The sequence below is a fragment of the Litoreibacter arenae DSM 19593 genome, from assembly GCF_000442275.2.
Lineage (GTDB): Bacteria > Pseudomonadota > Alphaproteobacteria > Rhodobacterales > Rhodobacteraceae > Litoreibacter > Litoreibacter arenae.
This window is the reverse complement of the sequence record NZ_KE557312.1, coordinates 196,541-222,305: the sequence shown is the minus strand read 5'-3', so window position 1 is coordinate 222,305 and position 25,765 is coordinate 196,541. Positions and strand designations below refer to the sequence as shown.

Genomic DNA, 25,765 nt, shown 5'->3' with positions numbered 1-25,765 from the left:
GTTCACCAGCCCATGAACGCCAACCCGTTGGACAAAACCTCACCCGAGTTCGAGCAAAGGTTTCCTTGTGACACCTGCGGCTCCGACCTGCGCTTCGACCCAGAAGACAACGCGTTGAAGTGCGACCATTGCGGAAATGTCCAACCGATGCTGGAGGCAGTCCATTCCTCCATCAGGGAGCTGGATTTCCAAAGCGCCCGCAAAGGCGCGCTGGACGAATCCGAGATGGAGGAGACCCGCGTCTCCCGCTGCCCCAACTGCGGGGCGCAGGTTGAGTTTGATCCCGACACCCACGCCGCCGAATGCCCTTTCTGTGCAACCCCCGTGGTGGCCGACACCGGCACTCACCGTCATATCAAGCCCCGCGCAGTCCTGCCCTTCGAGATCGCAGAACGGGACGCCCAGAAAGCCATGGTCGATTGGCTTGGCAAGCTTTGGTTCGCACCCAATGGGCTGAAGGAATACGCCCGCAAGGGCCGCAGACTTGACGGCATCTACGTCCCCTACTGGACCTACGACGCCGACACCAAGACCAGCTACACCGGTCAGCGCGGCAAGATTTACTACGAGACCCGCACCGTTATGCGTGACGGCAAGCGTCATCAGCAACGGGTCGCCAAGACCCACTGGTCCGCCGTCGGTGGCCGCGTCGCGCGGTTTTTCGACGACGTTCTGGTGCTGGCGTCAACCTCGCTGCCCAAGGCCTATACCGACGCCCTTGCCCCGTGGGACTTGTCGCGACTGGCGCCCTATACGCCCGAATACCTCGCTGGCTTTCGCGCCGAAGGCTACACTGTCGATCTGGAACAGGGGTTCATCGAGGCGCGCGCCAAGATGGACGCGATGATCACTCGCGACATCCGCTTTGATATCGGCGGCGACAAACAGCGCATCACCTCGGCCAACACCACGGTGAAGGATGTGACCTTCAAGCACATCCTGCTGCCAGTCTGGATGGCCGCCTACAAATATCGCGGCACCACCTACCGCTTTGTGGTCAACGGCCAGACCGGTACGGTTAAGGGCGAACGCCCATACTCTTCCGTCAAAATCGCGATTGCGGTGATCGTTGGCTTGATCGTGGCACTGGCGGTTGGCTATGGAATGGCCCTGAACCAATAAGGACGCGAAACATGATCCTGTGCTGCGGCGAAGCCCTTATCGACATGCTGCCCCGTGTGACGGCCGGGGGCGAGCACGCTTTTGCCCCCTATGCCGGAGGTGCGGTATTCAACACGGCCATCGCTCTGGGGCGGCTCGGCACCGCGCCGGGCTTTTTCTGCGGCCTTTCCACCGACCTTTTCGGGGAGTTGCTGGAAACCAAACTGGCAGAGGCAGGCGTGTCCTCCGCCCTTGCCCCCCGCTCCGACCGGCCCACGACACTCGCGTTCGTGCGCCTTACGGACGGTCATGCCACCTATACGTTCTACGATGAAAACAGCGCCATGCGGATGATGACCGAGGCCGATCTGCCCGCACTGCCGGACGACATTTCTGCCCTTTTCTTCGGCGGCATTTCCTTGGTGGGGGAGCCTTGTGGCACCGCGTTCCAAGCCCTCATGGCCCGCGAGGCTGCATCCCGTGTGACCATGATCGACCCCAATATCCGCCCCTCCTTTATTACCGACCGCGCCGCCTATGTTGCGCGGGTCAAGGACATGATGGCGCTTTCAGACGTGGTGAAGCTCAGCGACGAGGACATGCACTGGCTGGAAGGCGACGGCGATCTGGCCGACCTAGCGCAAGACCTAATCGCGCGCGGCACCAAGGTCGTCCTGATAACCGAAGGCGCTAAGGGCGCGACGGGTTATACCGCCGCGCATACGGTTTTTGTGGCTGCCAACAAAGTGGAAGTCGTGGACACGGTCGGCGCAGGCGACACGTTCAATGCGGGCTTTCTGGCGGGCCTGCAAAAGGCGGGCGCTCTCGACAAGGCCACACTAGCTGACCTTTCCCAAAACGTTCTGCACGACGCGCTGTCGCTCGGCATCCGCACCGCCGCAATCACGGTTTCCCGCGCGGGTGCCAACCCGCCTTGGGAGAATGAGCTGTGAGAGCACTGATCCAGCGGGTCAGTCAGGCGTCTGTCTCGGTCGACGGGCAGACCATCGGCCAAACCGGCCCCGGCCTGCTGATCCTGATCTGCGCAATGGCGGGTGACGCGCCGGAGCAGACCACCCGTATGGCCGCCAAAATCGCCAAGCTGCGCATCTTCAAGGATGACGCAGGCAAGATGAACCGCTCACTGCTGGATACCGACGGCGCGGCGCTTGTGGTCAGCCAGTTCACACTGGCGGCCGACACACGCAGCGGCAATCGTCCGGGGTTCTCCACCGCCGCACCGCCCGATGAGGGCCGCGCACTCTACGAAAAATTCACGGGCGATCTGCGCGCGCTCGGTATCACGGTAGAGACAGGCGAATTCGGCGCGGAGATGGCCGTGAGCCTGACCAATGACGGCCCTGTCACGATCTGGCTCGACGACGCACATTAGGGGCATTGGCGGCAGCCCGGCAAATGCGTAGGCTCCGGCAAACGCGAGGAGAATGCCATGACCGACAGACGCCCCATTGACGGCCTATCCCATGTAAAGGGCGCGACCGACACGCCGCTGCTTGAACTGACGATCCCCGCCTTGCTGGCCCGCACCGTCGCGCGTCTGCCCGACCACGAGGCCTGCATCTTCCCCCAACAAAACATCCGCTGGACCTACGCCGAATTTGCTGCCCAAGTGGACCGCCTCGCCGCCGGTTTTCTGAACCTCGGACTTGGCAAGGGCGACCGCGTCGGCATCTGGTCGCCCAACCGCGTGGAGTGGTTGCTGACCCAGTTCGCCACCGCCCGCATCGGGGCCATTCTGGTCTGCATCAATCCCGCCTACCGGCAGTCCGAGTTGGCCTTCGCGCTGGACAAGGTCGGTTGCGCCGCGCTGGTCACCGCGCAAAACTTCAAGTCGTCAGACTACATCGCCATGGTCCGCGCGCTTGATCCGCGCCCCGCGTCCCTGCGCCACCTCATCGCTATGGGCGACGCGGCGGACGGGTTTCTGGCCTTCGATGACATCCTGTCCGATGACACCGACCGGCTTGATGCGATCAGTGCAACGCTCGACCCTCACGACACAATTAACATTCAGTACACCTCTGGCACGACAGGCAGCCCAAAGGGCGCTTGCCTGACACATCGCAACATCGTCAACAACGCCTATTTCACCACCGCCACCATGGCCTTCACCCAAGACGACCGGCTGTGCATCCCCGTCCCGTTTTACCACTGCTTCGGCATGGTCATGGGGACGCTCGGTTGCGTGGCGCATGGGGCCACGATGGTGATCCCCGGCGAAGGGTTTGATCCCCGCGACACGTTGCAGGCGGTCCATGACGAGAACTGCACCGCGCTTTACGGCGTGCCCACAATGTTCGTCAACGAAATGGCCCTGCCGGAGTTCGACCGTTTCGACCTCAGCCACCTGCGTACTGGCATCATGGCGGGCGCCCCCTGCCCGCGCGAGGTTATGAAACGGGTGCAGCGTGACATGCACATGACCGGGGTGACTATTGCCTATGGTATGACCGAAACCTCGCCCGTGTCGTTCCAGTCCGGCCTTGACGACCCGCTCGACAAACGCGTCGGCACCGTGGGCCGTATCCATCCGCGTGTGGAGGTGAGGATCGTCGACGAGACCGGCGCGACCGTTCCCGTTGGCACGCAAGGCGAACTGCTGACCCATGGCTATTCCGTCATGCAAGGCTATTGGGGGGAGGAGGCGAAAACCTCCGACGTGCTGCGCGACGGCTGGATGCACACGGGCGATCTGGCGACGATGGACGACGAAGGTTACGTGATGATCACCGGACGCCTCAAGGATATGATCTGCCGGGGCGGCGAGAACATCTACCCGCGCGAGATCGAGGAGTTCCTGTTTACCCACCCGGACGTGGCACAGGTGCAAGTTTTTGGCATCCCCGACGACACCTATGGCGAGGTGGTTTGCGCATGGCTGGTGTTGCGCGACGGGGCCGAGGTGACCGCCGATGACATTCGCGCCTTTTGCAAAGGCCAGATCGCGCATTACAAGCTGCCGGTGCATATCCACTTCAAGGAAGAACTACCGATGACCGTCACCGGAAAACCCCAGAAATTCATCATGCGCGATGTCATGATAGCCGATCTGGCGCAGGTAGACCCTGAATGACCAAGCGCGCGCCTTACAAGATCGGCGGTGTCGAGATCGCCGCAGGCACGCGCCAGACGGTGAACCTGCCGATTTCCACCCTGTCTGACCACACGCCGGTGACCATGTCGGTGCATGTGATCCACGGCAAGCGGGAGGGGCCGACCATGTTCGTGTCGGCGGGCATCCACGGGGACGAGGTCATCGGTGTGGAAATCCTGCGCCGTCTGCTGCGTACCAAGGCACTTGGGTCGCTGCGGGGAACCTTGCTGGTGGTCCCCATCGTCAATGCGTTCGGATTCCACAACCATTCGCGCTATCTGCCGGACCGGCGCGACCTGAACCGATGCTTTCCGGGGTCACCCACCGGGTCGCTCGCCTCGCGGCTCGCCCACGACTTCATGACCCGCGTCGTCGAGCGATGCAGCTTCGGGATCGACCTGCACTCCGCCGCGATCCACCGCACGAACCTTCCGCAAATCCGCGTCTCTGGCGCAGCGCCCGAGATGATGACACTGGCACGATCCTTCGGTGCACCGGTCATTTTGACCTCTGCCTTGCGTGACGGGTCTTTGCGAGGGGCAGCGCGGGATCGGGGCATCGACGTGCTGCTCTATGAGGCAGGCGAAGGTCTACGTTTTGACGAAATGTATGTGCGTGCGGGTGTCGCAGGTATTCTGCGCGTGATGGCTACCCGCGAAATGCTGCCGCGCAAGGCAGTGGCCCCCGCGAAGGCTACGTCCATCCTGTGCAAATCCTCAAAATGGGTTCGTGCCCCAGCGGGCGGACTATTGCGCGCGTTCAAGAGCGAGGGGGACGTGGTCGAGGACGGCGAATTGCTTGCCGCCGTGTCCGACCCGTTCGGCGAGAACGAGGTGGAGCTGTTTGCCTCTTTCGACGGCATCATCGTGGGGCGTGCAGTCATGCCCATCGTCAACGAGGGCGACGCGATTTATCACATCGCGGAGGTCGTCTCAAACGCCCGCGCAGAAACAGCGGTGGAGGATTTGTCGACGCAGCTGGAGGAAGACCCGCTGTTCGACGAGGACGAGATTATTTAGGCGTCCTTGACGATATGCGTCGCGTTCTTGGCGCTTTCCAAAACCACCTGCGCGTTGGGCAGGTCGTTGGATTCCGCTTTCGCCAATGCGTCCGCTTCCGAATACCCGTGGTCGCGCCAGCGTTGCAGCAGGCGTTCGCGTAGTGCAGTTAAAGGCACATCAAGAAAGAAGCTGACGTCCCACAGGTCGCGCAACTGGTCCCACGGGACGGCGTCCAGCAGCAGGTAGTTACCTTCCACGATCACCGTTTTGCAGTCCGGCGCGACGCTGCCGCCATCGGGCACGACGCAATCTCGGCTGCGATCAAAGGTGGGGTAGGACACAGCGACCGGCTCTCGCAGCTTTCTGACCAGTGCCACGAAGCCTTGCGCATCGAATGTCTGTGGCGCCCCTTTGCGGGCCAGAAGCCCGCGCTCCGCCAAGGTGTCGTTGTCGAGATGGAAGCCGTCCATCGGCACCACCGCCGCATCCGGCAAGGTTTCGGCGAGTTGTTCGGCCAGTGTCGACTTGCCGCTGGCGGGTGGGCCCGCAACTGCGATCAGGCGACGGCCTTGCGTTTTAGGCAGATCGCTGATCAGCGCCAGAATCTCCGGCGGGACCGGATGCGTCACGCGGCCTCCGTTTGTGCAGGAGCCTCCTTCGCGCCGGTCATGAAGGCCACCGCATCGGACATTGTGTAGTCCTTCGGGTTGATGACGCAAAGACGCTTGCCCAACCGGTGGACGTGGATGCGGTCGGCGACCTCGAATACATGGGGCATGTTGTGGCTGATCAGAATGATCGGAATGCCACGCGACTTCACGTCCTGAATAAGCTCCAGCACCTTGCGGCTTTCCTTGACCCCCAAGGCAGCGGTCGGCTCGTCGAGAATGATGACCTTGGAGCCGAAGGCCGCAGCACGGGCCACGGCGACACCCTGCCGTTGGCCACCGGACAGCGTCTCGACCGCTTGATTGATATTTTGAATCGTCATCAGCCCAAGCTCGGTCAGTTTCTCGCGGGCAAGACGCTCCATCTTCGCGCGATCCAATTGGCGGAGCCATTTGCCCATGAAGCCCGGTTTGCGTAACTCGCGCCCCATGAACATGTTGTCTGCGATCGACAAGGCGGGCGACATGGCGAGGGTCTGGTAGACTGTCTCGATCCCCGCCTCGCGCGCTTGGATGGGGGACGTGAAGTGGATTTTCTGGCCTTCCAGAAAAACCTCTCCCTCGTCCGGCACGACCGCGCCCGAGACCGCCTTGATCAGCGAGGATTTTCCCGCGCCGTTATCCCCGATCACCGCCAGAATTTCGCCCGGCATCAGGTCGAAGTCGCAATGGTCGAGTGCGGTGACCTTGCCATAGCGTTTGACGAGGCCGCGTCCTTTGAGAATGGGTTCCATTACGCTGCCACCTTTCTGATCCATTGGTCCACGGCCACAGCCGCAATGATGAGCACGCCAATCAGCAGATAGGTCCACTGCGCGTCGGCGCCCATGAGGCGCAGGCCGAGGGTGAAGACCCCCACGATCAGCGCGCCGAAGAACGTGCCGAGGATGGAGCCACGCCCGCCGAAGAGCGAAATACCCCCGATCACCACAGCGGTGATGCTCTCGATGTTGAGAAGCTGGCCGGACGTTGGTGACACAGACCCGATACGTCCGATCAACGCCCAGCCAGCGAAGGCGCAGATCAGCCCCGCAACGGCGTAGACGGAAATGATCGTGCCTTTGACATTCACACCGGATAGCTCTGCGGCTTCGGCATCGTCGCCCACGGCGTAGACGTGGCGGCCCCAAGCGGTGTGGCGAAGAACGTAGGCCAGCACGAGGACCAGCAGCACCATGAACAGCACACCCACGGTGAAGACCGCGCCGCCGACACTGAACTTCGCGCCCAGCAGTTGCAGCATCGCGGCGTTTTCCGCGATCTCCTGAGACCGGATCGTCTCGTTGGCGGAATAGAGAAAGTTGGCGGCTAGCACGATTTGCCACATTCCCAGCGTCACGATGAAAGGCGGCAGTTTCATGGCCGCGATCAGCCAGCCGTTCACAGCACCAATGGCGGTGCCAAAAAGCAGGCCGCAGGCGATGGAAATCTCCACCGGCAGACCGTAGCGGAAGGTAAACTGCCCCATCACAACGGAGGAAATCACCGCGATGGCTCCGACGCTGAGGTCGATACCCGCGGTCAGGATCACCAGCGACTGCGCGGCGGCGACGATGCCGACGATCTGCACCTGTTGAAGGATCAGCGTCAGAGCGAAGGGCGAGAAGAATTTTGAGCCCAGGAGCAGCCCGAAGACCACGATGGACGCCACAAGGACGATCAGCGGCACCAGTGCCGGATTGACATGGAGCCAGTGCTGGATAGTTCCTAGAAAGCCCCTGTTGGGCTGCACGAATTTGGCGACCCCGTCATCTGCTGTGTCTGCGCTCGACATCGTTCCCTCCCGTTGAAGACGAAGGGGCGGTTTGATCCGCCCCTTGCTTTTGGTTTAGTCGTGGGCTTAACCCCAGCATAGCTCCATGCCTTTGGCGACGTCGATGCTTTCAACGCCTTCGGCGGGCTTATCAGTGACCAGCGACACGCCGGTGTCGAAGAAGTCCTTGCCGGGTGTCGGCGCAGGCTTGGTGCCATCCTTTGCCCATGCGGCAATCGCCTCGACGCCTTTGGACGCCATTTGCAGCGGATACTGCTGCGAGGTCGCGCCAATCACGCCGTCCTTGACGTTTTGCACACCGGGGCAGCCGCCATCGACGGACACGATCAGCACGTCGTTCTCACGACCAAACGCTTTCAGCGCCTCATAGGCACCCGCGGCGGCAGGCTCGTTGATGGTGTAGACCACGTTGATTTCGGGATCTTTCGCCAAAAGGTTCTCCATCGCCTTGCGGCCACCCTCTTCGTTGCCTGCGGTGACGTCATTGCCAACGATGCGCGGGTCGGTTTCGTCACCCCATTTGTTGGGGTCGCCGAGGTCAATACCGAAGCCTTGCAAGAAGCCCTGATCGCGCAGCACGCCTACGGTGGGCTGGGATACGCCAAGGTCGAGCATGGCGATTTTGGCGTTCGCGGCCTCATCGCCCAACGTCGCGGCCGCCCATTGGCCGATCAGTTCACCTGCAAGAAAGTTGTCAGTCGCGAACGTCGCGTCGGCGGCGTCAATCGGCGACAGCGGCGTGTCGAGCGCGATCACCACGAGGCCCGCGTCACGGGCTTGCTGGACCGAGGACACGATGGAGGACGTGTCGGAGGCGGTCAGCAGGATGCCCTTGGCACCATCCGCGATGCAGGTCTCGATTGCTGCGACCTGCGTTTCATGGTCGCCATCAACCTTGCCCGCAAAGGATTTCAGCGTCATGCCAAGCTCAGCCGCTTTGGCCTCCGCGCCTTCCTTCATCTTTACGAAAAACGGGTTGGTGTCGGTTTTGGTGATCAGGCAGGCCGTAACAGCGTGGCTATCTGCAAGTGCAGCGCCGGACAGGGCGGTCAGCGCGACGGCCGAGGTAGCAAGTAGTTTTTTCATGATGTCCTCCCAGACATGTTGTGGTCCGTCAAACGGATCAGAACCCCGCCCTCCCGGCGGAACTGACGCTAAGGAAACGCGATTCGCATTCTTGGGTCAATAAATAAATAAACTTGATTTATTAATTCAGCGTGCGATGCTTTTTGATGATGATGCCGCAAACAGGGTCCCAGAGCATGGATGGGTCCAAGATCAGATCGCTCAGCGGTGGCGCAAACCAAAGCGGGTTGCGCAACTATAACGAGCGCCTGTTGCTGTCGATGTTGCAGCGTGGCGGAGCTATGCCCGGTAGCGATCTGGCGCGCATTGCGGGGCTGTCGCCACAGACCGTGTCGGTCATTTTACGTAAACTGGAGAAGGACGGACTGCTGACACGCGGTGCCCCGGTGCGCGGCAAGGTCGGCAAGCCATCGGTGCCAATGGCCCTGGCGCCGGACGGTGTGTTTTCACTGGGCGTTAACATTGGCAGACGTAGTGCCAAGGTTATCTTGATGGACTTCACCGGCGTTGTCCGTGCCGAGGTCTCGACCAGCTTTCCCTACCCCCTGCCTACTGAAATCTTTGCATTTCTGGAAAGCGCGTTTGACGAATTGACCTCCAAGCTTGAGCCTGCGCTGCAAGAACGGCTGTGCGGCATCGGCGTCGCGGCGCCTTTCGAGTTGTGGAACTGGCACGACATGGTCGGAGCCTCTGCCGAAGAATTCGCCAGTTGGAAAGGCACCAGCTTTCAGGAGGAAATTGCCGAATTCAGTGACCTGCCCGTAGTTGTGGTCAATGACGCCACGGCTGCCTGCCGCGCCGAACATGTATACGGGCGCGGCAAGGAATTCCGCGACTACGCTTATTTCTACATCGCAGCCTTCGTGGGCGGCGGCATTGTGTTGAACCATTCAGTGTTCGAGGGCCATCAGGGCAATGCGGGGGCCTTAGGCTCCTTGCGCAGCGTCGGCCCGAACGGTGAAAGCCGGCAACTGATCGACATTGCCTCCATCCATCTGCTTGAAGCCCGACTGCTGGAGGTCGGACTTAACCCAAGCGGATTGTGGAACAGCGACGACTGGAGCCCTTATGCCCGTTACGTCGAGCCGTGGATCAGGCAAACCGCGCAGGAACTGGCAAAGGCGGCGCTATCAACCTGCGCCGTGATCGACTTTGAGGCGATCCTGATCGACGGAAGTCTGCCGCCCGATGTGAAGGAAACACTTGTCGAGAGGACGCGGCGCTATCTATCCACCCAAGACATTCGCGGACTGATCGCCCCTCAGGTCGAAGCCGGGCAAATGGGCCGCAAAGCCCGCGAGATCGGGGCGGCGTGCAGCCCCATATTTTCGCAATACCTGCTCAATACCAACGCTGGGTTGTCGCTCTAAGCCCCCTTACATAATATCGCAAACCCTCTAATCTGCGGAAGAACCTGTACGAATTGAGGACCCGCCATGTCACGCAGCATCGACCTTAACTCCGATCTGGGCGAGAGCTTCGGGCCGTGGAATATGGGCGACGATGCGTCGATGCTGTCGATCGTCTCCAGTGCCAACATCGCCTGTGGCGGTCATGCCAGCGACCCCGAAACAATGTTCGAGACCTTGCAACTCGCCAAGGAAAACGGCGTTACGATTGGCGCGCATCCGGGTTATAACGACCGCGAGGGCTTCGGCAGGCGCATCATTCCGATGACACCACCTGAGATCGGCCGCATGGTCACCGCGCAAATCGGCGCACTACAAGCCTTGGCCACACTCGCGGGCACCGAGGTTTCTTATGTGAAGCCACATGGCGCCCTTGGCAATCTGGCTGCTGCCGACCGCGACGTGGCGGATGCCGTAGTGGACGCTGTGCGGCGGTTGGATACCCGTCTGTCGATCCTCGCCATTTCAGGGATGCAGCTAGAACACGCCGCGCGGGACGCGGGCGTTCCTGTCTATTCGGAGATCTTCGCCGACAGGGGGTATCTGTCCAGCGGCCAGCTTGTGCCGCGCGGGCAGGATGGCGCGATGATCCACGACCCGGATAAGGCCGCCGACCGGCTTCTTGCGTTTCTGGACAGCGGGTTGATGCCGGTGATCGACGGTGATCCGATAGAATTGAACGCGCAGTCAATCTGCGTGCATGGCGACAGTGACGGGGCCGTGGCCATGGCCCGGACAATCCGGAAGCGATTGACCGACGCCTCTGTGACGATCAACGGGTTTATCGCCCGATGAACGCTCCCACATTCAAACCCGTGGCCGATTGCGCCCTGCTGGTGGAATACGGCACCGAGATCGACGACGAGATAAACCGAACCGTCATTGCGCTGGACCATGCGATTGCCGCCGCTGAAATCGCGGGCGTGCAGGAGGTCGTTCCCGCGCTGGTCAATCTGCTGGCGGTGTTTGACCCGCTTCAAACCGACCACGTGCAAGTCGAGGCAGCGATCCGCGCGTTGCTGCCAGTGAGCCCAGCAAGCGACGCCGAAGCGGCTCACCATACTCTTGAGGTCTGCTACGAAGATGCCCCCGATTTGGCCGCGGTCGCAAAAGCCTGCGACATGAGCGCGGAGGCGGTGATTAACGCCCATTGCGCCGCGACGTACCGTGTGGGCATGTACGGGTTCGCGCCTGGCTATGCCTATCTGGCAGGCGTGCCGCGCGATATTCAGGTGCCACGCAAATCCGCTCCGGTGCGCGATATTCCGGCTGGCAGCGTGATGATCGCCGGACCCCAATGCCTTGTGACGACCATCAAAATGCCGACCGGATGGTCGATTATCGGGCAGTCGTCCGCCCGCATCATGACCGGAGATCCCAACCGTCCGTTTTTGTTCGAGGTGGGCGATACCGTCTCGTTCAAACGCATCCGCCGCGAGGCGCTATGAGCCGCGTCCGTCTTCGCGTGAGCCATGCAGGGCCACTGGTATCCTTTCAGGACGGCGGGCGTCCCGGACATATGCGGTTCGGCGTGTCGGCGTCAGGCCCGATGGATCGTTTCGGGCTGGCCGTTGCCAACACCGCATTGGGCCAGCCTACGGGTGCCACAGGGATCGAGGTGTCACTGGGCGGGTTGGTGCTGGAATGCCGCGAGGGTGAAGTTACGTTTGCCGTTGCCGGAGGCGGGTTCACCATCGACGGCGCAGGCGTCAAATCCAGTGGCTGGACCGTGCGCACGCTGCATGCAGGCGAAACGCTTGCCATCCGTGGCGGAGCGTGGGGAAGCTGGGCCTACCTCGCCTTCGCCGGAACCATAGAGGCTGACAAATGGCTGGGCCACACGGCGACGCATTCTATGTCAGGATTTGGCGGTGGCACGCTGCGCAGTGGCGACCTGATCGATATATCAGAGGCTCAGATTCGTGAGGATCGCATCGGTGACCTGCCCTGCCCTGCCTTCGCCAAGCCGGATGGAACCGTTCACGTTGTCATCGGCCCGCAAGATCAGCACTTCGCACCATCATCTGTGGAGTCATTTCTGAGCACTCCGTTCGAGTTGACAGACGCGTTTGACCGGATGGGGGTTCGCCTGAAGGGTGAGCGGCTGGAACTCTCAGAGGCCTTATCCATCCCGTCGGAACCCGTGCTGCGTGGCTCGGTCCAGGTGGCGGGGGACGGTGTTCCAACGGTGTTGTTGGCGGACCATCAGACGACCGGCGGCTATCCCAAGATCGCCACCGTACTGTCGCACGACGTTGACCGCCTGGCACAGATGCGGGCGAAGGACAGCCTTCGTTTCACGGCAGTGGACGCAGCGCAGGCGGTGGCTTTGACGCGGGCGCAAGCGCAGGCGCGCCGCGCCTACCTTGAGGAGATTGCGAAGCCGCGCCCCAGCCTGAACGAGCGGTTGTTGCGAGAGAACCTCATAGGCGGTGTCGTGAAGGGAGACGAAACCTAGTCCTTAAGTCATGATCGCGTGAATTCCCAGGAAGATCACGCCGGACAGGATCGCAGCTGCCGGAACGGTAATCACCCATGCGGCAATGATCGTCATGAAATGCGAACGGCGCACCAGTTTGCGGCGGCGGCGCTCTTCCGGGGCAACACTCGGCCGGTCAGGCATTGCCAGACGGGCATTCTTGATCCGGCGCTCCGCGTCCCACTCGCGGAAAAAGCCCACGCCAAACACGCCACCCACCGCGATGTGGGTGGAGCTGACGGGTAGCCCCAACCAACTGGCAACAATAACGGTGATTGCCGCCGACAGGGCCACGCAATAGGCGCGCATAGGGTTAAGTTTGGTGATCTGGCTACCGACCATCCGGATCAGCTTGGGACCGAACAGGAACAAGCCGAAGGAAATTCCGAATGCGCCGATGATCATGACCCACAACGGAATATTCACCGCATGGGTGAAATCGCCCGATTGCGACGCCTGCACGATTGCGGCCAGCGGGCCAACCGCGTTGGCGACGTCATTTGCACCGTGGGCAAAGCTCAGAAGTGCCGCCGACACGACGAGCGGGATTCCGAATAGAACCTTCAGCGACTTGTTGCGGTTCTCCAGCCCTTCGGACTGCTTGCGAATTGTCGGGATCATGATCGCCCATGTTACGACACCGATGGCCAAGCCGATCAGCAGCGCCATGGACATGTCGATCTTGACCAGCTTCTTCAGGCCCTTAAGGGCCAGATAGGCGGAAAACGCGCCTGCCATGATTCCAACCAGCACAGGCACCCATTTACGCGCAGCCGCAATCTTGTCGTCGCGGTAGATGATGCGGGACTTGATTAGCCACAAGAAGCCGGCGGCAATAAGGCCACCCAACAGCGGTGAAATAACCCAACTGGCGGCAATTGCCCCCATCGTCGACCAGCTTACCGCCGCAAGGCCCGCCGAGGCGATACCCGCCCCCATCACACCACCCACAACCGAGTGCGTGGTCGATACAGGTGCGCCAACCCAAGTCGCAAGATTGACCCACAGCGCGGCGGATAACAGAGCCGCGAGCATGGCCCACATAAACGTTTGCGCGTCCCCCATGCTTTCCGGCGCGATGATACCCTTGGCGATGGTAGACACCACGTCCCCGCCCGCGATCAGTGCCCCTGCGCTCTCGAAAACGATGGCAATGGCGATGGCTCCACCCATGCTCAGTGCATTTGCACCAACAGCAGGCCCCATGTTGTTTGCGACGTCATTGGCGCCGATGTTGAGGGCCATATACGCCCCGAAACAGGCCGCGACGATGACGATGATGGAGTTGTTCGCCTGACCGAACAGCATGGCGGCAAACATACCGGCCATCATGATGAACACAAAGGCGATGCCTGGCCCGACCATTGGCCGCGACACATAGCTTGTCGCCATCTCCAGACTTGAATAGCGATCCAGATCGCGATCTAGCGTCTCCAGATGGCGAGCATCGCCTTGTGGTTCTTCCGCCATTATCCGTCCCCGTTTAATTTTGGGGGAGTAGTCACCCAAACCGCAGGTGAAATCAAGCGTCAGGATTCAGTCTTTGGTAAAAGCTCCGCAGCGCTTCACCACTCGCGCAATATGGTCTTGAGCTCGCTCTCCCGCACCATCCCGGCGGCGTCCGCGGGGCTGACCCAACGTCGTCGGCGTTCATGGGATTCGGGAAAGTCTTCGGCCAGATCATCGACCGCCAGCGGATAGACCAACGTCTCGACCGGCACGGGCAGGCCGGAGCGAAGTGTCTTGTCGTAGGAGTACGTACCGATCGACTTGGGGTTCATGCGTCCCTTGGAGACGCCAGCCTCCTCCCAGGCCTCCTGCATGGCGGCTTCGGGGGAACTCAGGCCGCGAATGGGCCACCCTTTCGGAATGATCCAGCGCCCGCTGTCACGACTGGTCACAAGCAGCACTTCGCGGTCAGCGCCGCGACCGCGATAGCAGAGCGCTGCGACTTGCAGCCGCTTTGGACGCCGCAACATGGGGGACAGGAAACTGCCCCAGAAATTCTGGACAAGTTTGATCAAGGTGAAACCGCTCAAGCAATTTTTTTGGTTGTTTCCCCTAAGATAGGGAAAACAGTGCAAAATTGCAAATCAGCGGCCCACAAGCCGACAGATCATTGCCGCTCCGGCTCTTAGACAGCGACCGCGTGTCGTGCGGGGCTCGACGAGAAATAGGCGTCAAACGCCGAGGCAACGACACGAACAACCTGCATGCCGCGCTCCGTCACCTTCAATTTGCCACCTTGTCGCGTGATCAGGCCGTCGGCCTGCAAAACGATCAGTTCCGCCTCATGCTCAGCATACCAGTGTCGGGGGGCGTCAAAGCAGCGTCCTGCGTCGTCCAGATCGACCTCGCCGATGCACATGAGCCGCTCGATGACATGCCCGCGCAAGGCGTCCTGATCCTTGAACGCGACCCCCTTGCCTACCGGAAGCTCCCCCGCTTCGACCGCACGCGCCCATGCGCCGGTCTCCGCAATGTTCTGGAAATAACCCGACGGCGTGCGCCCGATGGATGTGACACCAACGCCCAGCATCGTCTCGGCACGGTCGGTGGTGTAGCCTTGGAAGTTGCGCCGCAGGGTCCCGTTAGCGGCAGCCTGCGCCATGGCGTCGTCCGGAAGTGCGAAGTGGTCCAGACCGATGGCCACATATCCCGCATTTACCAACGCCTCTGCCGCCGCCTGCGCCTGCGCCAGACGCGCCTCAGGCCCCGGCAACGCGGCCTCGTCAATCAGTCGTTGCTTCTTGGCCATCCATGGAACGTGTGCATATCCGAAAAGTGCGATCCGGTCGGGGCGCATCTCGGCGCACAGGCCGATCGTTTCAAGCAGCGTCTCCACCGTTTGATGGGGCAGCCCGTAGATCAAATCGAAGTTGATGCTATTTACGCCTGCCTCGCGCAAACCGTCGACCGAGCGGCGCACCATGTCGGGGGGTTGGATCCGGTTGATCGCCTTTTGTACCTTGGGGTCGAATTCCTGCACGCCGAAGCTGGCACGGGTGAAGCCGAGTTGCCCGATCCGCGTGATCATTTCGGAGGTCAGCGTCCGCGGATCGCTTTCAATCGCAAGCTCTGCGCCGTCAATGATATCAAACCGAGCGCGCACTTCGTTCATCGCCCGTTCCAAATCGTCCGGTTTAAGCGCTGTCGGCGTGCCACCACCCCATGCGAGATGCGACACTTTCATCCGCTCTGGAAGATGGGCTGCCAGAACCGCAATTTCTTGGGTCAACGTGGCAGCGTATTGCGCCACGGGGGCGTCTTTCTTGGCCAGCTTCATGTTGCAACCGCAATACCAGCACAACTCGCGGCAATAGGGCACGTGCAGGTAGAGCGACACCGGATCGTCCGGGGAAAGCTCGGCCAACCAGGCAGCGTATTCGCGCGCACCGACGTCTTTGGAGAAATGCGGCGCGGTTGGGTAACTTGTGTAGCGCGGAACATTCCGGCTCATGTAGGTCTTCATCGGGTCGGTCATGACTGTTTCGCTTTTCATCTGGCAAGCGGCAAATCGAGTATGCCGCAGTTGACCCTTTTCTGAGACAAAACGGAAAGCTGAACTTTGATCAAGATCACACTTCAAGTAGTTTTGTGAGGACGCTGCTGCGACGGAAACTCGCCATCGGTCAAACCGGCAGAGATCAAAACACATAGCTGCAAACGTTCAGACCGTAGCAACCGGCCCGCCAAACTTACAGCTTTTGAAAAATGGTGCCCAGGGGCGACATAACCTCTTGTTTTTATTGTAATAAGTTACGAGGCGGTGAGACTTTTTTCTTTCACCATGTTAATTGGATTTTTTCGGATTTGTGTCCCACTTTTTCGAAGAGTTCAACGGCGCCGCGCATGTGATCTCGGAGGCCTGCTTCTTCAGATAGTGAAAGGAGTAAGCAGCTTGAGGCAGCGGCCAGGATACACCCAGAAAACCTTCTCTTGCTGAATGTCTGCGGTGGTGTGGGTTTCAGTCATGAATCCTGACCTTTGAGTTTAGCAATACGACCTGAAATGAGAATGCGTAGTCGGATCAGGTTTCGAACTTGCCCGGGCAATTGCATCACATCCGGGAACGGTGCTCCGTGGGCGACGTTGTTACGAAAGATCCTGATTTCGTGGCGCTCTTGAAGAGCCCAAGACTTATTCCGCGCCCCCTCGAAACAATGGGCAAGTAGGTCGAGTTTCACACCGAAACCAACGGAGAGAATTGCATGACCGGAACTCTCTGCGCCACGGGCGCGCGCCAGACCTGTTTGTAACTCGCTGCGAAGGTTGGGCGAGATCAACCTTTCCCATTCAACGGTGTCAGGAAAGCGTTCGCGTATCAGGTCGCCTATCAACCGTTCAACATTGATGATCTGGGCGAACAGAGCGGTTCTCACGGGAAGGCGTTCAAGGTCATATGGCGTCACCAGACCGACAATTTGACCATCTTCTTGAACGAACTCGACCGGATGACCGCTCAGATCATGAATATAGACAAGAAGGTTGCGGTTCGAAGGATGCGCTTGGGTGATCGCAGATGCGTCAGCGCAGTCAGCGGCACGAATGCTCTTGTTCCTGAACGGAATGTGGTCGCGATGAAGAAGACCGATAATCGGGGCAGATGTATCTGTCGCGTCCGTGGAGTCGATTACGGGAACAGCATCAAAGACTGCCGGAATACGTTCCATAACACCTTGCGCGGGTTCATTGGCAGTGCAGCATATGAACTCGTGGCGCGGCGTCATGATGTTGGAAAGGGTCAACTGACCCTGAACGCTTTTCAGATCGTTCAGGTGGCGTTGCTCAGAGAACTCAACCACTCCTGCACTCACGCGCTCATCTCCACTTGAAACGCGTCGAGAAGTTGGTCGGCGGCGCTTGAACCGGCGCGGGTCTCCGTTTCGATCCGATCCGCGAAGGTGAAACTGGTCGCCGTCATACGTTACCCTTCTTGAACTGCCTGAAATGAACTTCGAGCAATGCCGGTGCGACCTGATGATCGATCTCGCGCCCGTCGAGTTTGCCATAGGTCGTCGTCTTCAAACGCTCCGCCATGCGCATTCTGTTGTTCTTTGGATCGATGCTCCAAAGCATCGCATCGAACAGCGAGTGCAGGTCGCGACGAAGCAGCATCCCGTTGTCGGGATGGTCCCATTTCGGATCGCCGGTGTGTGGCATGATATGCGCCGCCTCCAACGCTTCTGAGATGGCGCATCTCGTTATGACGCACCGCCCCATGTATCGCTTCATCAGCGCGTCCCTGAACTGCGCCTGACCCGATCGTGCCTTCTGTGTCGAGGTCTTTCGGTCCTGTAATCCCGCCAGCAGGTCGTCTTTATGGGTCAGGACTTCACGTTCCCAACCTTGGGCGTAACTCTGGCGAATGTCTTCGGGCAACTCGTGGGACTTTGCGTCAACGACCTTCCGAAAGTCCGCATAGTCATCATCTTCGATCAGATATGCCTGATGATGGCGGTGCGCCCTCGTGTGATTGAGAAGACGACTGCCCGTCTCGCCATCACCGAGATCACGCAGACCGAAGGGGCGCGGCAGTCGTTCAACGTCCCGCAAGGTGATCGCGATGAAGTTATCCTGTTTTCGTTGCGGACCTGCCGTTGCCTTTGCCGTCAGACCCCAACCGCGACCAAACTCGTCGTCTTCGTGCGTCCAGATCCAGAGTTCGTCACCTTGTTGAATCTCTGGCGCGTTCGGGCGAGATCCTTCGACCGCGTAGATGGGACCGCTGTCGGGGATGAGCACTTCGCCACCGTCCCAGTCAGAAGAGGCAGCGGGGCGGCAAATGCTCTTTGGACAATGCAACTCACCGTTCACCTTCAGGAAATAGCGGCGCGTCGTGCGACCTTCGAACAGTTGGTCAAGGATCTCATGCGCCGCGTTCTTCGACTTGACGCCAAAGCGCACAAGGTCATGGCCGACGAAGTCTTCGTATCCGCCAAGATTACTATTTGCGCCTTTATCGTCCGCGCTCTTCCACTCTATCCCATTCCAGTTCTTCTTGGTCACCTTCACATCTGGTGAGGCGACAGTAATCGTGTCTGCAGCGCGAACCCAGATGATTTGCAGCGTCTCCTTGTCGAACTCGACACCAATCGGTTTGCCGTTCCGCGTCCGATAGACTGCAAGATGCACCTCGTCGGAGTTACCGCTCTTGGGTGTTACCTTATCCACGGACGAATGACCGCCGAGGTAATTGCGCAGGTATTCGCGGAGGTCGTCGATTTCCTTCGTCACGGGCGTGTACCCTCTTGAATGGCGTCGAGACGGCGTTGGGGGGTGCCGGATTTCGCTATCCAGCTTCCCAAGGAACCTTGGGAGCAGCGCCCGTCAAGACCGACAGAGCCGCACAAACGGCTGACATGCCGAGGTAGGGAGGCACTGCGTCACCGATCCATTTCGCCAATGCTTTTCGAGGCGTCTCGCCATCTCCCCCCATGAAGCCGTAGCCATCGGGAAAGGACTGAATACGAGCGGCTTCATGCGGCGTAATCAGGCGACGCCGGGTCGGGTGGATGAACCTTCCTTGACCAGGTGTACCGATGCCGGTCGTGATCGTCGGTGCGGGCCGGTCAGGGTGCATTCGACCATAGACCGACGTGTAAGTCGTTCCATCTTTGTGGCAGTCGGGGCGTTCGCTGTTTGGGAGATCGTAGATACCCTCGTCGAAGAGGAAGTCTATCCGCCGAATGTTCTCAGGCCCCTGGACCGGCGACGTGTCGAAAACCGAATTGCCCCCGCTGTTCTCAAGGTCAGCGATTGCCCAAAGAACATCAAGTGGCTCCCTTTTCGAGAAACATGTTCCAGAACCTTCAGTCGCCAAGTGGGTCAGAGTATCCTGCAAGAGCCCTTGCTCGGCGCCTTTGACTGCGATCATGAAATATCGCGCGCGGGTCTGCCATCCGCCCAGATCGTCCATCCTAAGGACACGATCGGCCACAGCATAGCCCTCTGAAGTCAGCAGACGACGCGCGAGTTCGACGACGTCGCTGTGGGAACGAACCACGCCCGGAACGTTCTCAATGACAATGGCCTTCGCCTCTAGAGCGACCGCGATCGCCGCCGTCGCGACCAACAAGTCGTTCCTAGGATCATTTCGACGCGTATGATTGTTTAAGTTTGAATGCCCTTGGCATGGCGGCCCTGCGATAAGCAGGTCCGTCTTTCCCACCTCCACGGCGAGGTCATGTTGAATTATTTCCGGGGGATAGTCGAACTCGGCGGTATCACCCATTTCATAGACCGAGTAGTCCACGATCGTCGCGAGAGAGTCGGCGATTTTCTTTCTTACCGGCAAGGACCGGCCATAGACCTCCATCGCGGAAACGTCCGCGTCGGCGATTGCGTGGAAAACGGCACGGCTATCGAAGCAGCTGGCTGCAAGGGCTGCCCCCAATCCGAAGCCACCGGAACCGCAGAACAAATCGACAACCGACAATTGCTTCTTGGTGGGATCATCCCAAAGATGATCTCCCCGTAAGAAACCCCGCCACCATTCCGAATGCGCCGTATCGGCTTCGGAAGAGTGGCGATCCGTTGCCACTTCTACGTTCATACCACCACTTTCGCTACGACAGGCCGGTCAGTCTTTGACCCAAGCCCGAGCACTGGACGTTCTTGCCCATACGCGTTCGATGAACGCTTTGCTCTGGTTCCTGTCGAGTAACTCAACGGACACATTGGCACAAGCCTTGGCCAAGTCTTTGGCAAGCTGACGTATCTCGGGAATGGTTAGCCTTGGCTTGTCCCGATCCGGCCCGGGAAACTGGAAATCGACGAAAGCTTGAAGAAACGGGCGGTGTTGCGCGTAAAGCACCCGCAGAAGATGGCTTCGCCAGAACTCGACAGATCCACCCCTAGCATATTCGTAAACCTTCGAAGCATCATCAGCCCCATCAACCAACCTTCCCATTTCGGCTCTGATCCAAAGCCGGAAGAAGAGCACTTCTTTCGCGTGCTGACCAACGAAGTTGTTGCGGCCCGGAAGATAATTCGGTGTTTTCCGTTCATTGTCCTCCAATTCAAGATCAACTTGGGTCTTTTCCTTGAATGGGTATCGACTTTCGACCAGCGACCGACCTGGTACAATCGCGAACCAATACCAGAACTCCGGATCACGCAATGCCTCATGATCCGGGAGGGCTTTGTGCAGCAAAACGGCACCTTTCGACTCGAAGGCTTTTTCACCCTCGTTCTCCAAAAGGGCCGCTAGACTGTCGACGACCGCTGGAATCTCCATTTCCCAATCGAAGTCATCTCCTATTGGTTGCTTTTCGACCTTGGGAGGTTCAATGGGCGATATTCTGGCCGACGCTTCCTCACAAGCATCTTGCCACTTCTTGAACCAGCCCTTGGCTGATTCCTCGGATACGATCGGATAGGGCATCAGACTTTCTCCAAGTCTTTGACTAGACCACGGCTGTCATGGACTGCAGCGCGCAATCGTACCGGGTCTTTGATGAGTTTCTTCAGTTCAGAAAGCGACAAAGACTGATCCGCCCGCAGGTTTTCCAGGATCGCCTCTAGTGGGCTCCCTCCAGTAACCTCTTCGGCATCGCTGACACCGTTTCCGTCCGCCAACAGAATTGCAGATGCGATATCTGACCATATCAGTGCGGCGACGGCGGCCGCCGACTTCCCAGCCGCGGAACTCAACAGAACTTTTTCCGAAACATACGCCGTCGCGCACGAAGTTCCCTCATCATAGACGGTGTTCAGGTCTTCAATATCATCGACATACACAAAAGTGCCTTTCGGCAAATGCAAGCTCTTGGCCAACTCCTCAGTGAGGGGGAGGATGCGGAAGGCCGACTGCCTACGATCCAGGCCGATCGTGTAGACCTCCTTTGCCACCCAGCTTCCCAAATGGTTTGGCCATCCCGGGCCGAGATCGACGTCCTTCGAAAGACAGATTGAAACGCCAAGTTCGAAAAGGCCCGTTAACTTTGCATCCTTGAGCATGTGTTGAGGAACCTCAATACATTCCGGTGCCTCTTCCCCAAGCGAAAACCTTTCCACAAGCTCACGGCGCAGCATCTGCGGAGTCCTAAGAGTGACGACCAGATCGAAGGCGGACCGTCGCTCTCCGAATACGGCATTGATCCGCTCTTCCGATAGCTTCGGGTACAAGCGCGGAGCCATGTCCGCCATTTGGCTATCATCGACGATCAGTCGGTTTCCCTGTACTGGTGCATCCCCGAACTTCAGGAACAGCTCCATTTCGTCGAGCAAACCTTCGGCCGCTTGCGCACCGAAATAGGGGCGGAGCGTCTTTGGTTGTGATCTGACCCACGCGTTCATGCCTTGCCCTCCACACCGAGCGGCTTGACCCGAGGCACGAAATCCACGGTCCAATCCGGTTCGTAAACCGCGCTTTCCACCTCCACATCGACCTTCTCGCCAGGCGATAACCTCAGATGCCACTCCGCTTCATCGACCTTTTCGACGTCGGCACCATTGAACGACGCCGTCAACGCAATCGGATCAAGGTGACGGTGGCCTTCGTCGATCGAACTCAGCCGCATCGTCACGATCACCGGCAAATCACCCTCGTGGTCTTCCTTGAGTTGGATCGTCACTTGGCCTTTCACCTTCAGGCCATCCGCAGCTTGTTCGATCAGGACATCGGGCCTCAGCGAAACCGGGGTCTCACCCTTTCCCCCGCCGATCGGCTCCCGTTTGCCGGTTGGGCCAAACAGCTTCGCAAGCTCACGCTCCAGTTGGAGAAAACGATTGCCATCGGATTTCTCCGGCGGGCGCGCAAATTTTTGGAAAGTTCGCAACTCTCGCCAAATGCGCGCATGGACTGACTGGACGATTTCGCTTTCCTTACTCGAAGGATCCAATCTGTCGGCATTCGCATCCCACTGGTCATGTTCCGGTGGCTCTGATCGACGTAGAATGTCGTCGATATCGTCGTCTGCCAGAAACACACCGACAACAGGCGGATGACTTGGGAAACCACGCCGGTAGTATTGAACGACCATACCGGGCGAACGCACCAAAGCGATTGTGTCTCGCCGGTCGATCTGGTCGGACATTTCATCCGGCTCTTGCTCATCCACCAATGCGAACAGCCCGAGTTGACCGATTTTCTTTCCATCCAATTTGTTGAAGTCAGCCTTCCGCCGTGACTTTCCACTTTGTTCCGGCGAACGGCCTAGAGCGACATCGAGTGCATCGATGAATGGCCTCAACTCAGGATCTTGAAGAGGTCGCAAGTGCAGCCGCTGTCCGTCTTCATCGGTGATGTTTACGCGGAAATTTTCGCGACGGATCTTCGGCCACCACGAGCGTTCGACGCCTCGTTTGATGTCCTCCATCTTGAGCGGACAATCCACGATGGCGATCGTCGTGCCGATGTCTCCTTCTTCACGCGACATGTTGAGTTCCGCCGCCAACTCGTCGGCTTCATCTCCAACGAAGGGATCGTGTCGGATAGGAATGCCATGTTCCTCGATCCGCTTCCCGAAGAACGCGCGGCCGCTCGTGGTCTGTCCATCGAATTCGTGCTCTCGATGATAGGCACACCCCATCAGAACCGAGAGTGGTTGCCCACTTGCATCATGTGTCCGAGAGTAAGCAAAGATCACAGCAACTCGGGATGATGCGCTGTAAACCGCTTTGCCGAAACCATAAGAACCACCGGAATTCTTATCTTCGACAACCTTTTGACTGCCCCCGATTTCCATAAGCAGCTTGCGCATCTTCGAACTCGGAGACGTCGGATCCCCTGCCAACCCGGTTGTGCCGGAATCAACGACATGCAGAACACGAAGCGTCTCCGGTTTCGCCTCGAAAGCGTTGCCTGAGTGCAAGCCGAGAACTCCGACCCTTGCGGTAAACGCATCCAAGCCAGCGCCATGCCAGAAACGATCCAGATCGGCACCCGAATAAGCGTGCATCCGCAACGCAACTTGCGGTGTTTCACCTTCTCGCGCCGCATCGACGCTGTTTTGCAGCGCCTCGCGCGCCAGGCGTTCGGCGGCGTCCAATCCACTGCCGTTGAAAATCGACTTGAAGACTTCTCCGCCAGCGCCGCCGTCTTCGCTTTGTGAATCCGCTGCAAATGGTTAGGCTAAACCATAGTGTCAGCCAAGGAGGATCGAGCGGAAATGGCCGTGGTCAAAGAAATCAAAAAAGACGACTCAAAAGACTATCCCGTCAGCCGAACCACATCCCGTTGCACCTACACTGTCGTGCATTCGGGCGAAGAGCCATATCTTGACCTTCGCACCTACGGTTCTGAAACTAGGATGGTCGAAGGACATGCAAGCCAAGTCATGCAATTCGATCGAAATGCCGCGCGAACGCTCTATCGCGCCCTGAGGGAGACTTTCGACTTCGACTAGCGCAACGACACCGTCTGCAGCGAAGTTAGATCGAAGACCATGTCACGGGTCCGTAGCAAGGACTCGAAGGCGGAAGTGACGCTTCGCAAGGCGTTCCACGCACGGGGCTTTCGGTACCTTGTGAACCGACGCGGACTTCCGGGAACGCCGGATCTCGTATTCCCGCGCCGCGGGGCGGTCTTGTTCGTTCATGGCTGTTTTTGGCATCGACACGACGGGTGCCGACGGGCAACGACACCAGCAACCAACGAGGCCTTCTGGACCGAGAAGTTCGAGCGGAACATCGAGCGCGACGCTCGCAAGATCGCAGAATTGGAGGCCTTGGGTTGGCGCGTCGGCGTCGTTTGGGAATGCGAGATCTTACGACAACCCCTCGGCCCCTTGCTGGATAGCGTCGCGGCATTTTTGACTGACCCTGAGGGCATACTGGAACCCATTGACCGGGATAGGCCCTAGTGTTTCATCCTGGCAAGCGATCAAGATCGAAGCTTGGTGGAACATCGCAACCTGGGCTGTTCGATCGTGCCTCCGACGGGCATTTGGCGCAGTCCAGATCCTGGCGATCGAAAAGGGCGAGATAAAAGCGCCTGCCACGAACGCCGCAAGTCACTGACGTGACTGGTGTTTTCGCGTGCATGCAAATCGGTCGTGTGCAGGTTTTGCGGATTTCTCCAATGATATCAATCTGCCAGCATGCACAGTGGCAACTGGAACGAAGCCCCGCGTCGATGAGTCAGTGAAAGCTTGCCTGAAACGATGTCGCGGTCAGTGACACATGAGCGTCCAGCGGAGGACGCAGTTCGAAGGCACGCGGTTGACGGGAAAAATCCCACAGCCGAAGCAAGCACCATTCCGAGCGCCTGGCATCCGCCACGGCCAGTTCATTCCTCGTGATGTGGAATGGGGTTCGCTCCCATCCATTCGTTGCCTTGACCTCGATCAGTCGGGCACGACCTTCCGGTGTGAAGCTTTCGATGTCGTAGCCTGCCCCGTCACCATCCTCTTCGGAAACCCAGCGGACCTTGCGAGCCAGATCATCACGACCGGCATCGCGCAGCGTGGCTCGTTCGTGCTCGATGGTGCGTTCCTCGCCCGCCTTCCCCAAGGCGCGGTTCCGTTCATCACGGCCCGCAACATCGAACTTTCGTGCGACTGCCAGCATCTGTTCCAACTCGTCCGGAGGCGGCTGGTTCGAAAGCGTCGGTGGTGGCCCGACCCAGAGTCTTCCCGCTTCTTGCATCTCGCGTGCCGCTCCTCCCCCCGGGATCCGCATGGTCCAACCAGGATTGAAGGCAAGCCAGCGCGCGACAGCGTCTACCAATGACATCTGGAAATTGAAGGCGGGTTTGTAGCCGGGGATCCATGCTTCGCCCAGTCCCTTCAAAACGGCGCTGATATTCTGATGCTTGAACTCGATGGAACTACGCCCGCGAGGGATGATCTCTTGCAGACGCCTGTTATGTGCAGCTTTGTTGTAAGGCTGTCCGTCGACGTCTTCCGCGAGCATCGCGAAGTAGTCCGCGACGATAAGGTCGTTTTCTTCGTCAGTCCATGGCTCCCCCGACATCGGGCCAGGTTACCGTCGATGAATTGGATTGTCATCCATCCACTGATCTGAGGCTTGGGAAATCGACAAAGAGTTTTCGGCCGCTATCCGAGGATCGTCAGCTCGACTGGATGCATGCATTTGGGGAGGTCAGAATTCCGGCACTCGCGCTCAGCAATGGGAGCGCGAGATAAAAGAGGTGCCGCACGGCTACCTCAAGTTTCTGTTGTTTGAA

The 25,765-nt window shown here is 59.3% G+C and carries 24 protein-coding genes and 1 pseudogene; 11 read left to right on the top strand and 14 right to left on the bottom strand.

What is annotated here, in order from left to right; translation table 11 throughout:
* Nucleotides 1-12 precede the first annotated feature (12 nt).
* From THALAR_RS11260 to THALAR_RS11240, 5 genes are read left to right on the top strand one after another with little or no spacing between them, the layout of a single operon-like run.
* Nucleotides 13-1,122 (top strand): hypothetical protein, encoded by a 1,110-nt coding sequence (locus THALAR_RS11260; RefSeq protein ID WP_021101683.1) that lies wholly within the window; start codon nt 13-15, stop codon nt 1,120-1,122.
* An 11-nt stretch (nt 1,123-1,133) separates the two neighbouring features.
* The gene (locus THALAR_RS11255; RefSeq protein WP_021101682.1) at nt 1,134-2,054 is read left to right on the top strand and encodes a carbohydrate kinase family protein; all 921 of its coding nucleotides are present in this window, start codon (nt 1,134-1,136) and stop codon (nt 2,052-2,054) included.
* Nucleotides 2,051-2,494, top strand: coding sequence for a D-aminoacyl-tRNA deacylase (gene dtd, locus THALAR_RS11250; RefSeq protein ID WP_021101681.1), 444 nt, complete (start codon nt 2,051-2,053; stop codon nt 2,492-2,494). The genes THALAR_RS11255 and dtd overlap by 4 nt, the downstream gene beginning before the upstream one ends.
* Before the next feature lie 57 nt (nt 2,495-2,551).
* Nucleotides 2,552-4,195, top strand: coding sequence for an AMP-binding protein (locus THALAR_RS11245; RefSeq protein ID WP_021101680.1), 1,644 nt, complete (start codon nt 2,552-2,554; stop codon nt 4,193-4,195).
* Entirely contained in the window at nt 4,192-5,235 is a 1,044-nt protein-coding gene (locus THALAR_RS11240) for a succinylglutamate desuccinylase/aspartoacylase family protein (RefSeq protein WP_021101679.1), read from the top strand. The genes THALAR_RS11245 and THALAR_RS11240 overlap by 4 nt, the downstream gene beginning before the upstream one ends.
* On the opposite strand, the gene THALAR_RS11235 is transcribed toward THALAR_RS11240, so the two are convergent.
* From THALAR_RS11235 to THALAR_RS11220, 4 genes are all read right to left on the bottom strand, one after another.
* Nucleotides 5,232-5,846 carry an AAA family ATPase gene (locus THALAR_RS11235; protein ID WP_021101678.1) on the bottom strand — a complete coding sequence of 205 codons (615 nt, stop codon included), beginning with the start codon at nt 5,844-5,846 and terminating at the stop codon, nt 5,232-5,234. The two genes, THALAR_RS11240 and THALAR_RS11235, sit on opposite strands and share 4 nt — an antisense overlap.
* Nucleotides 5,843-6,619, bottom strand: coding sequence for an ATP-binding cassette domain-containing protein (locus THALAR_RS11230; protein ID WP_021101677.1), 777 nt, complete (start codon nt 6,617-6,619; stop codon nt 5,843-5,845). The genes THALAR_RS11235 and THALAR_RS11230 overlap by 4 nt, the downstream gene beginning before the upstream one ends.
* On the bottom strand, nt 6,619-7,659 hold the full coding sequence (locus THALAR_RS11225; RefSeq protein WP_021101676.1) for an ABC transporter permease: 1,041 nt from the start codon (nt 7,657-7,659) through the stop codon (nt 6,619-6,621). The genes THALAR_RS11230 and THALAR_RS11225 overlap by 1 nt, the downstream gene beginning before the upstream one ends.
* A gap of 66 nt (nt 7,660-7,725) precedes the next feature.
* The gene (locus THALAR_RS11220) at nt 7,726-8,745 is read right to left on the bottom strand and encodes a sugar ABC transporter substrate-binding protein (protein WP_021101675.1); all 1,020 of its coding nucleotides are present in this window, start codon (nt 8,743-8,745) and stop codon (nt 7,726-7,728) included.
* A gap of 176 nt (nt 8,746-8,921) precedes the next feature.
* Here THALAR_RS11220 and THALAR_RS11215 point away from each other — a divergent pair, with 176 nt between their 5' ends.
* The 4 genes from THALAR_RS11215 (at nt 8,922) to THALAR_RS11200 (ending at nt 12,612) form a co-directional block, all read left to right on the top strand.
* A complete protein-coding gene (locus THALAR_RS11215; RefSeq protein WP_021101674.1) occupies nt 8,922-10,115 on the top strand; it encodes an ROK family transcriptional regulator in 1,194 nt (397 codons plus the stop codon).
* A 66-nt stretch (nt 10,116-10,181) separates the two neighbouring features.
* A complete protein-coding gene (locus THALAR_RS11210; protein ID WP_021101673.1) occupies nt 10,182-10,949 on the top strand; it encodes a LamB/YcsF family protein in 768 nt (255 codons plus the stop codon).
* A complete protein-coding gene (locus THALAR_RS11205; protein WP_021101672.1) occupies nt 10,946-11,602 on the top strand; it encodes a 5-oxoprolinase subunit B family protein in 657 nt (218 codons plus the stop codon). Before THALAR_RS11210 ends, THALAR_RS11205 begins: the two co-directional genes overlap by 4 nt.
* Nucleotides 11,599-12,612 carry a 5-oxoprolinase subunit C family protein gene (locus tag THALAR_RS11200; protein ID WP_040818422.1) on the top strand — a complete coding sequence of 338 codons (1,014 nt, stop codon included), beginning with the start codon at nt 11,599-11,601 and terminating at the stop codon, nt 12,610-12,612. Before THALAR_RS11205 ends, THALAR_RS11200 begins: the two co-directional genes overlap by 4 nt.
* A gap of 3 nt (nt 12,613-12,615) precedes the next feature.
* Here THALAR_RS11200 and THALAR_RS11195 read toward each other — a convergent pair whose 3' ends face one another.
* The 9 genes from THALAR_RS11195 to THALAR_RS11155 form a co-directional block, all read right to left on the bottom strand.
* Nucleotides 12,616-14,103 carry an inorganic phosphate transporter gene (locus THALAR_RS11195; RefSeq protein ID WP_021101670.1) on the bottom strand — a complete coding sequence of 496 codons (1,488 nt, stop codon included), beginning with the start codon at nt 14,101-14,103 and terminating at the stop codon, nt 12,616-12,618.
* A 95-nt stretch (nt 14,104-14,198) separates the two neighbouring features.
* Nucleotides 14,199-14,612, bottom strand: coding sequence for an NUDIX hydrolase (locus tag THALAR_RS11190; RefSeq protein WP_211264801.1), 414 nt, complete (start codon nt 14,610-14,612; stop codon nt 14,199-14,201).
* 155 nt (nt 14,613-14,767) lie between these two features.
* A complete protein-coding gene (hemN, locus tag THALAR_RS11185; protein WP_021101668.1) occupies nt 14,768-16,117 on the bottom strand; it encodes an oxygen-independent coproporphyrinogen III oxidase in 1,350 nt (449 codons plus the stop codon).
* 487 nt (nt 16,118-16,604) lie between these two features.
* Nucleotides 16,605-17,450 carry a hypothetical protein gene (locus tag THALAR_RS11180; protein ID WP_021101667.1) on the bottom strand — a complete coding sequence of 282 codons (846 nt, stop codon included), beginning with the start codon at nt 17,448-17,450 and terminating at the stop codon, nt 16,605-16,607.
* A 103-nt stretch (nt 17,451-17,553) separates the two neighbouring features.
* Nucleotides 17,554-18,870 (bottom strand): HNH endonuclease, encoded by a 1,317-nt coding sequence (locus THALAR_RS11175; RefSeq protein ID WP_021101666.1) that lies wholly within the window; start codon nt 18,868-18,870, stop codon nt 17,554-17,556.
* A gap of 55 nt (nt 18,871-18,925) precedes the next feature.
* The gene (locus THALAR_RS11170) at nt 18,926-20,188 is read right to left on the bottom strand and encodes a DNA cytosine methyltransferase (RefSeq protein WP_021101665.1); all 1,263 of its coding nucleotides are present in this window, start codon (nt 20,186-20,188) and stop codon (nt 18,926-18,928) included.
* A gap of 27 nt (nt 20,189-20,215) precedes the next feature.
* Nucleotides 20,216-21,019 carry a hypothetical protein gene (locus THALAR_RS11165; RefSeq protein WP_040818417.1) on the bottom strand — a complete coding sequence of 268 codons (804 nt, stop codon included), beginning with the start codon at nt 21,017-21,019 and terminating at the stop codon, nt 20,216-20,218.
* Nucleotides 21,019-21,933 carry a hypothetical protein gene (locus tag THALAR_RS11160; protein ID WP_021101662.1) on the bottom strand — a complete coding sequence of 305 codons (915 nt, stop codon included), beginning with the start codon at nt 21,931-21,933 and terminating at the stop codon, nt 21,019-21,021. The genes THALAR_RS11165 and THALAR_RS11160 overlap by 1 nt, the downstream gene beginning before the upstream one ends.
* Entirely contained in the window at nt 21,930-23,627 is a 1,698-nt protein-coding gene (locus tag THALAR_RS11155; RefSeq protein WP_021101661.1) for a competence/damage-inducible protein A, read from the bottom strand. Before THALAR_RS11155 ends, THALAR_RS11160 begins: the two co-directional genes overlap by 4 nt.
* A 120-nt stretch (nt 23,628-23,747) precedes the next feature.
* On the opposite strand from THALAR_RS11155, the gene THALAR_RS11150 reads away from it, so the two are divergent.
* Both THALAR_RS11150 and THALAR_RS11145 read left to right on the top strand, forming a co-directional pair.
* Nucleotides 23,748-23,984, top strand: a complete 237-nt coding sequence (locus tag THALAR_RS11150; RefSeq protein WP_021101660.1) for a hypothetical protein — start codon at nt 23,748-23,750, stop codon at nt 23,982-23,984.
* An 18-nt stretch (nt 23,985-24,002) separates the two neighbouring features.
* A pseudogene (locus THALAR_RS11145) lies at nt 24,003-24,440 on the top strand (very short patch repair endonuclease); the annotation flags it as partial.
* Between the two features lie 277 nt (nt 24,441-24,717).
* On the opposite strand, the gene THALAR_RS11140 reads toward THALAR_RS11145, so the two are convergent.
* A complete protein-coding gene (locus THALAR_RS11140; protein WP_021101659.1) occupies nt 24,718-25,551 on the bottom strand; it encodes a DUF3883 domain-containing protein in 834 nt (277 codons plus the stop codon).
* Between the last annotated feature and the right edge of the window lie 214 nt (nt 25,552-25,765).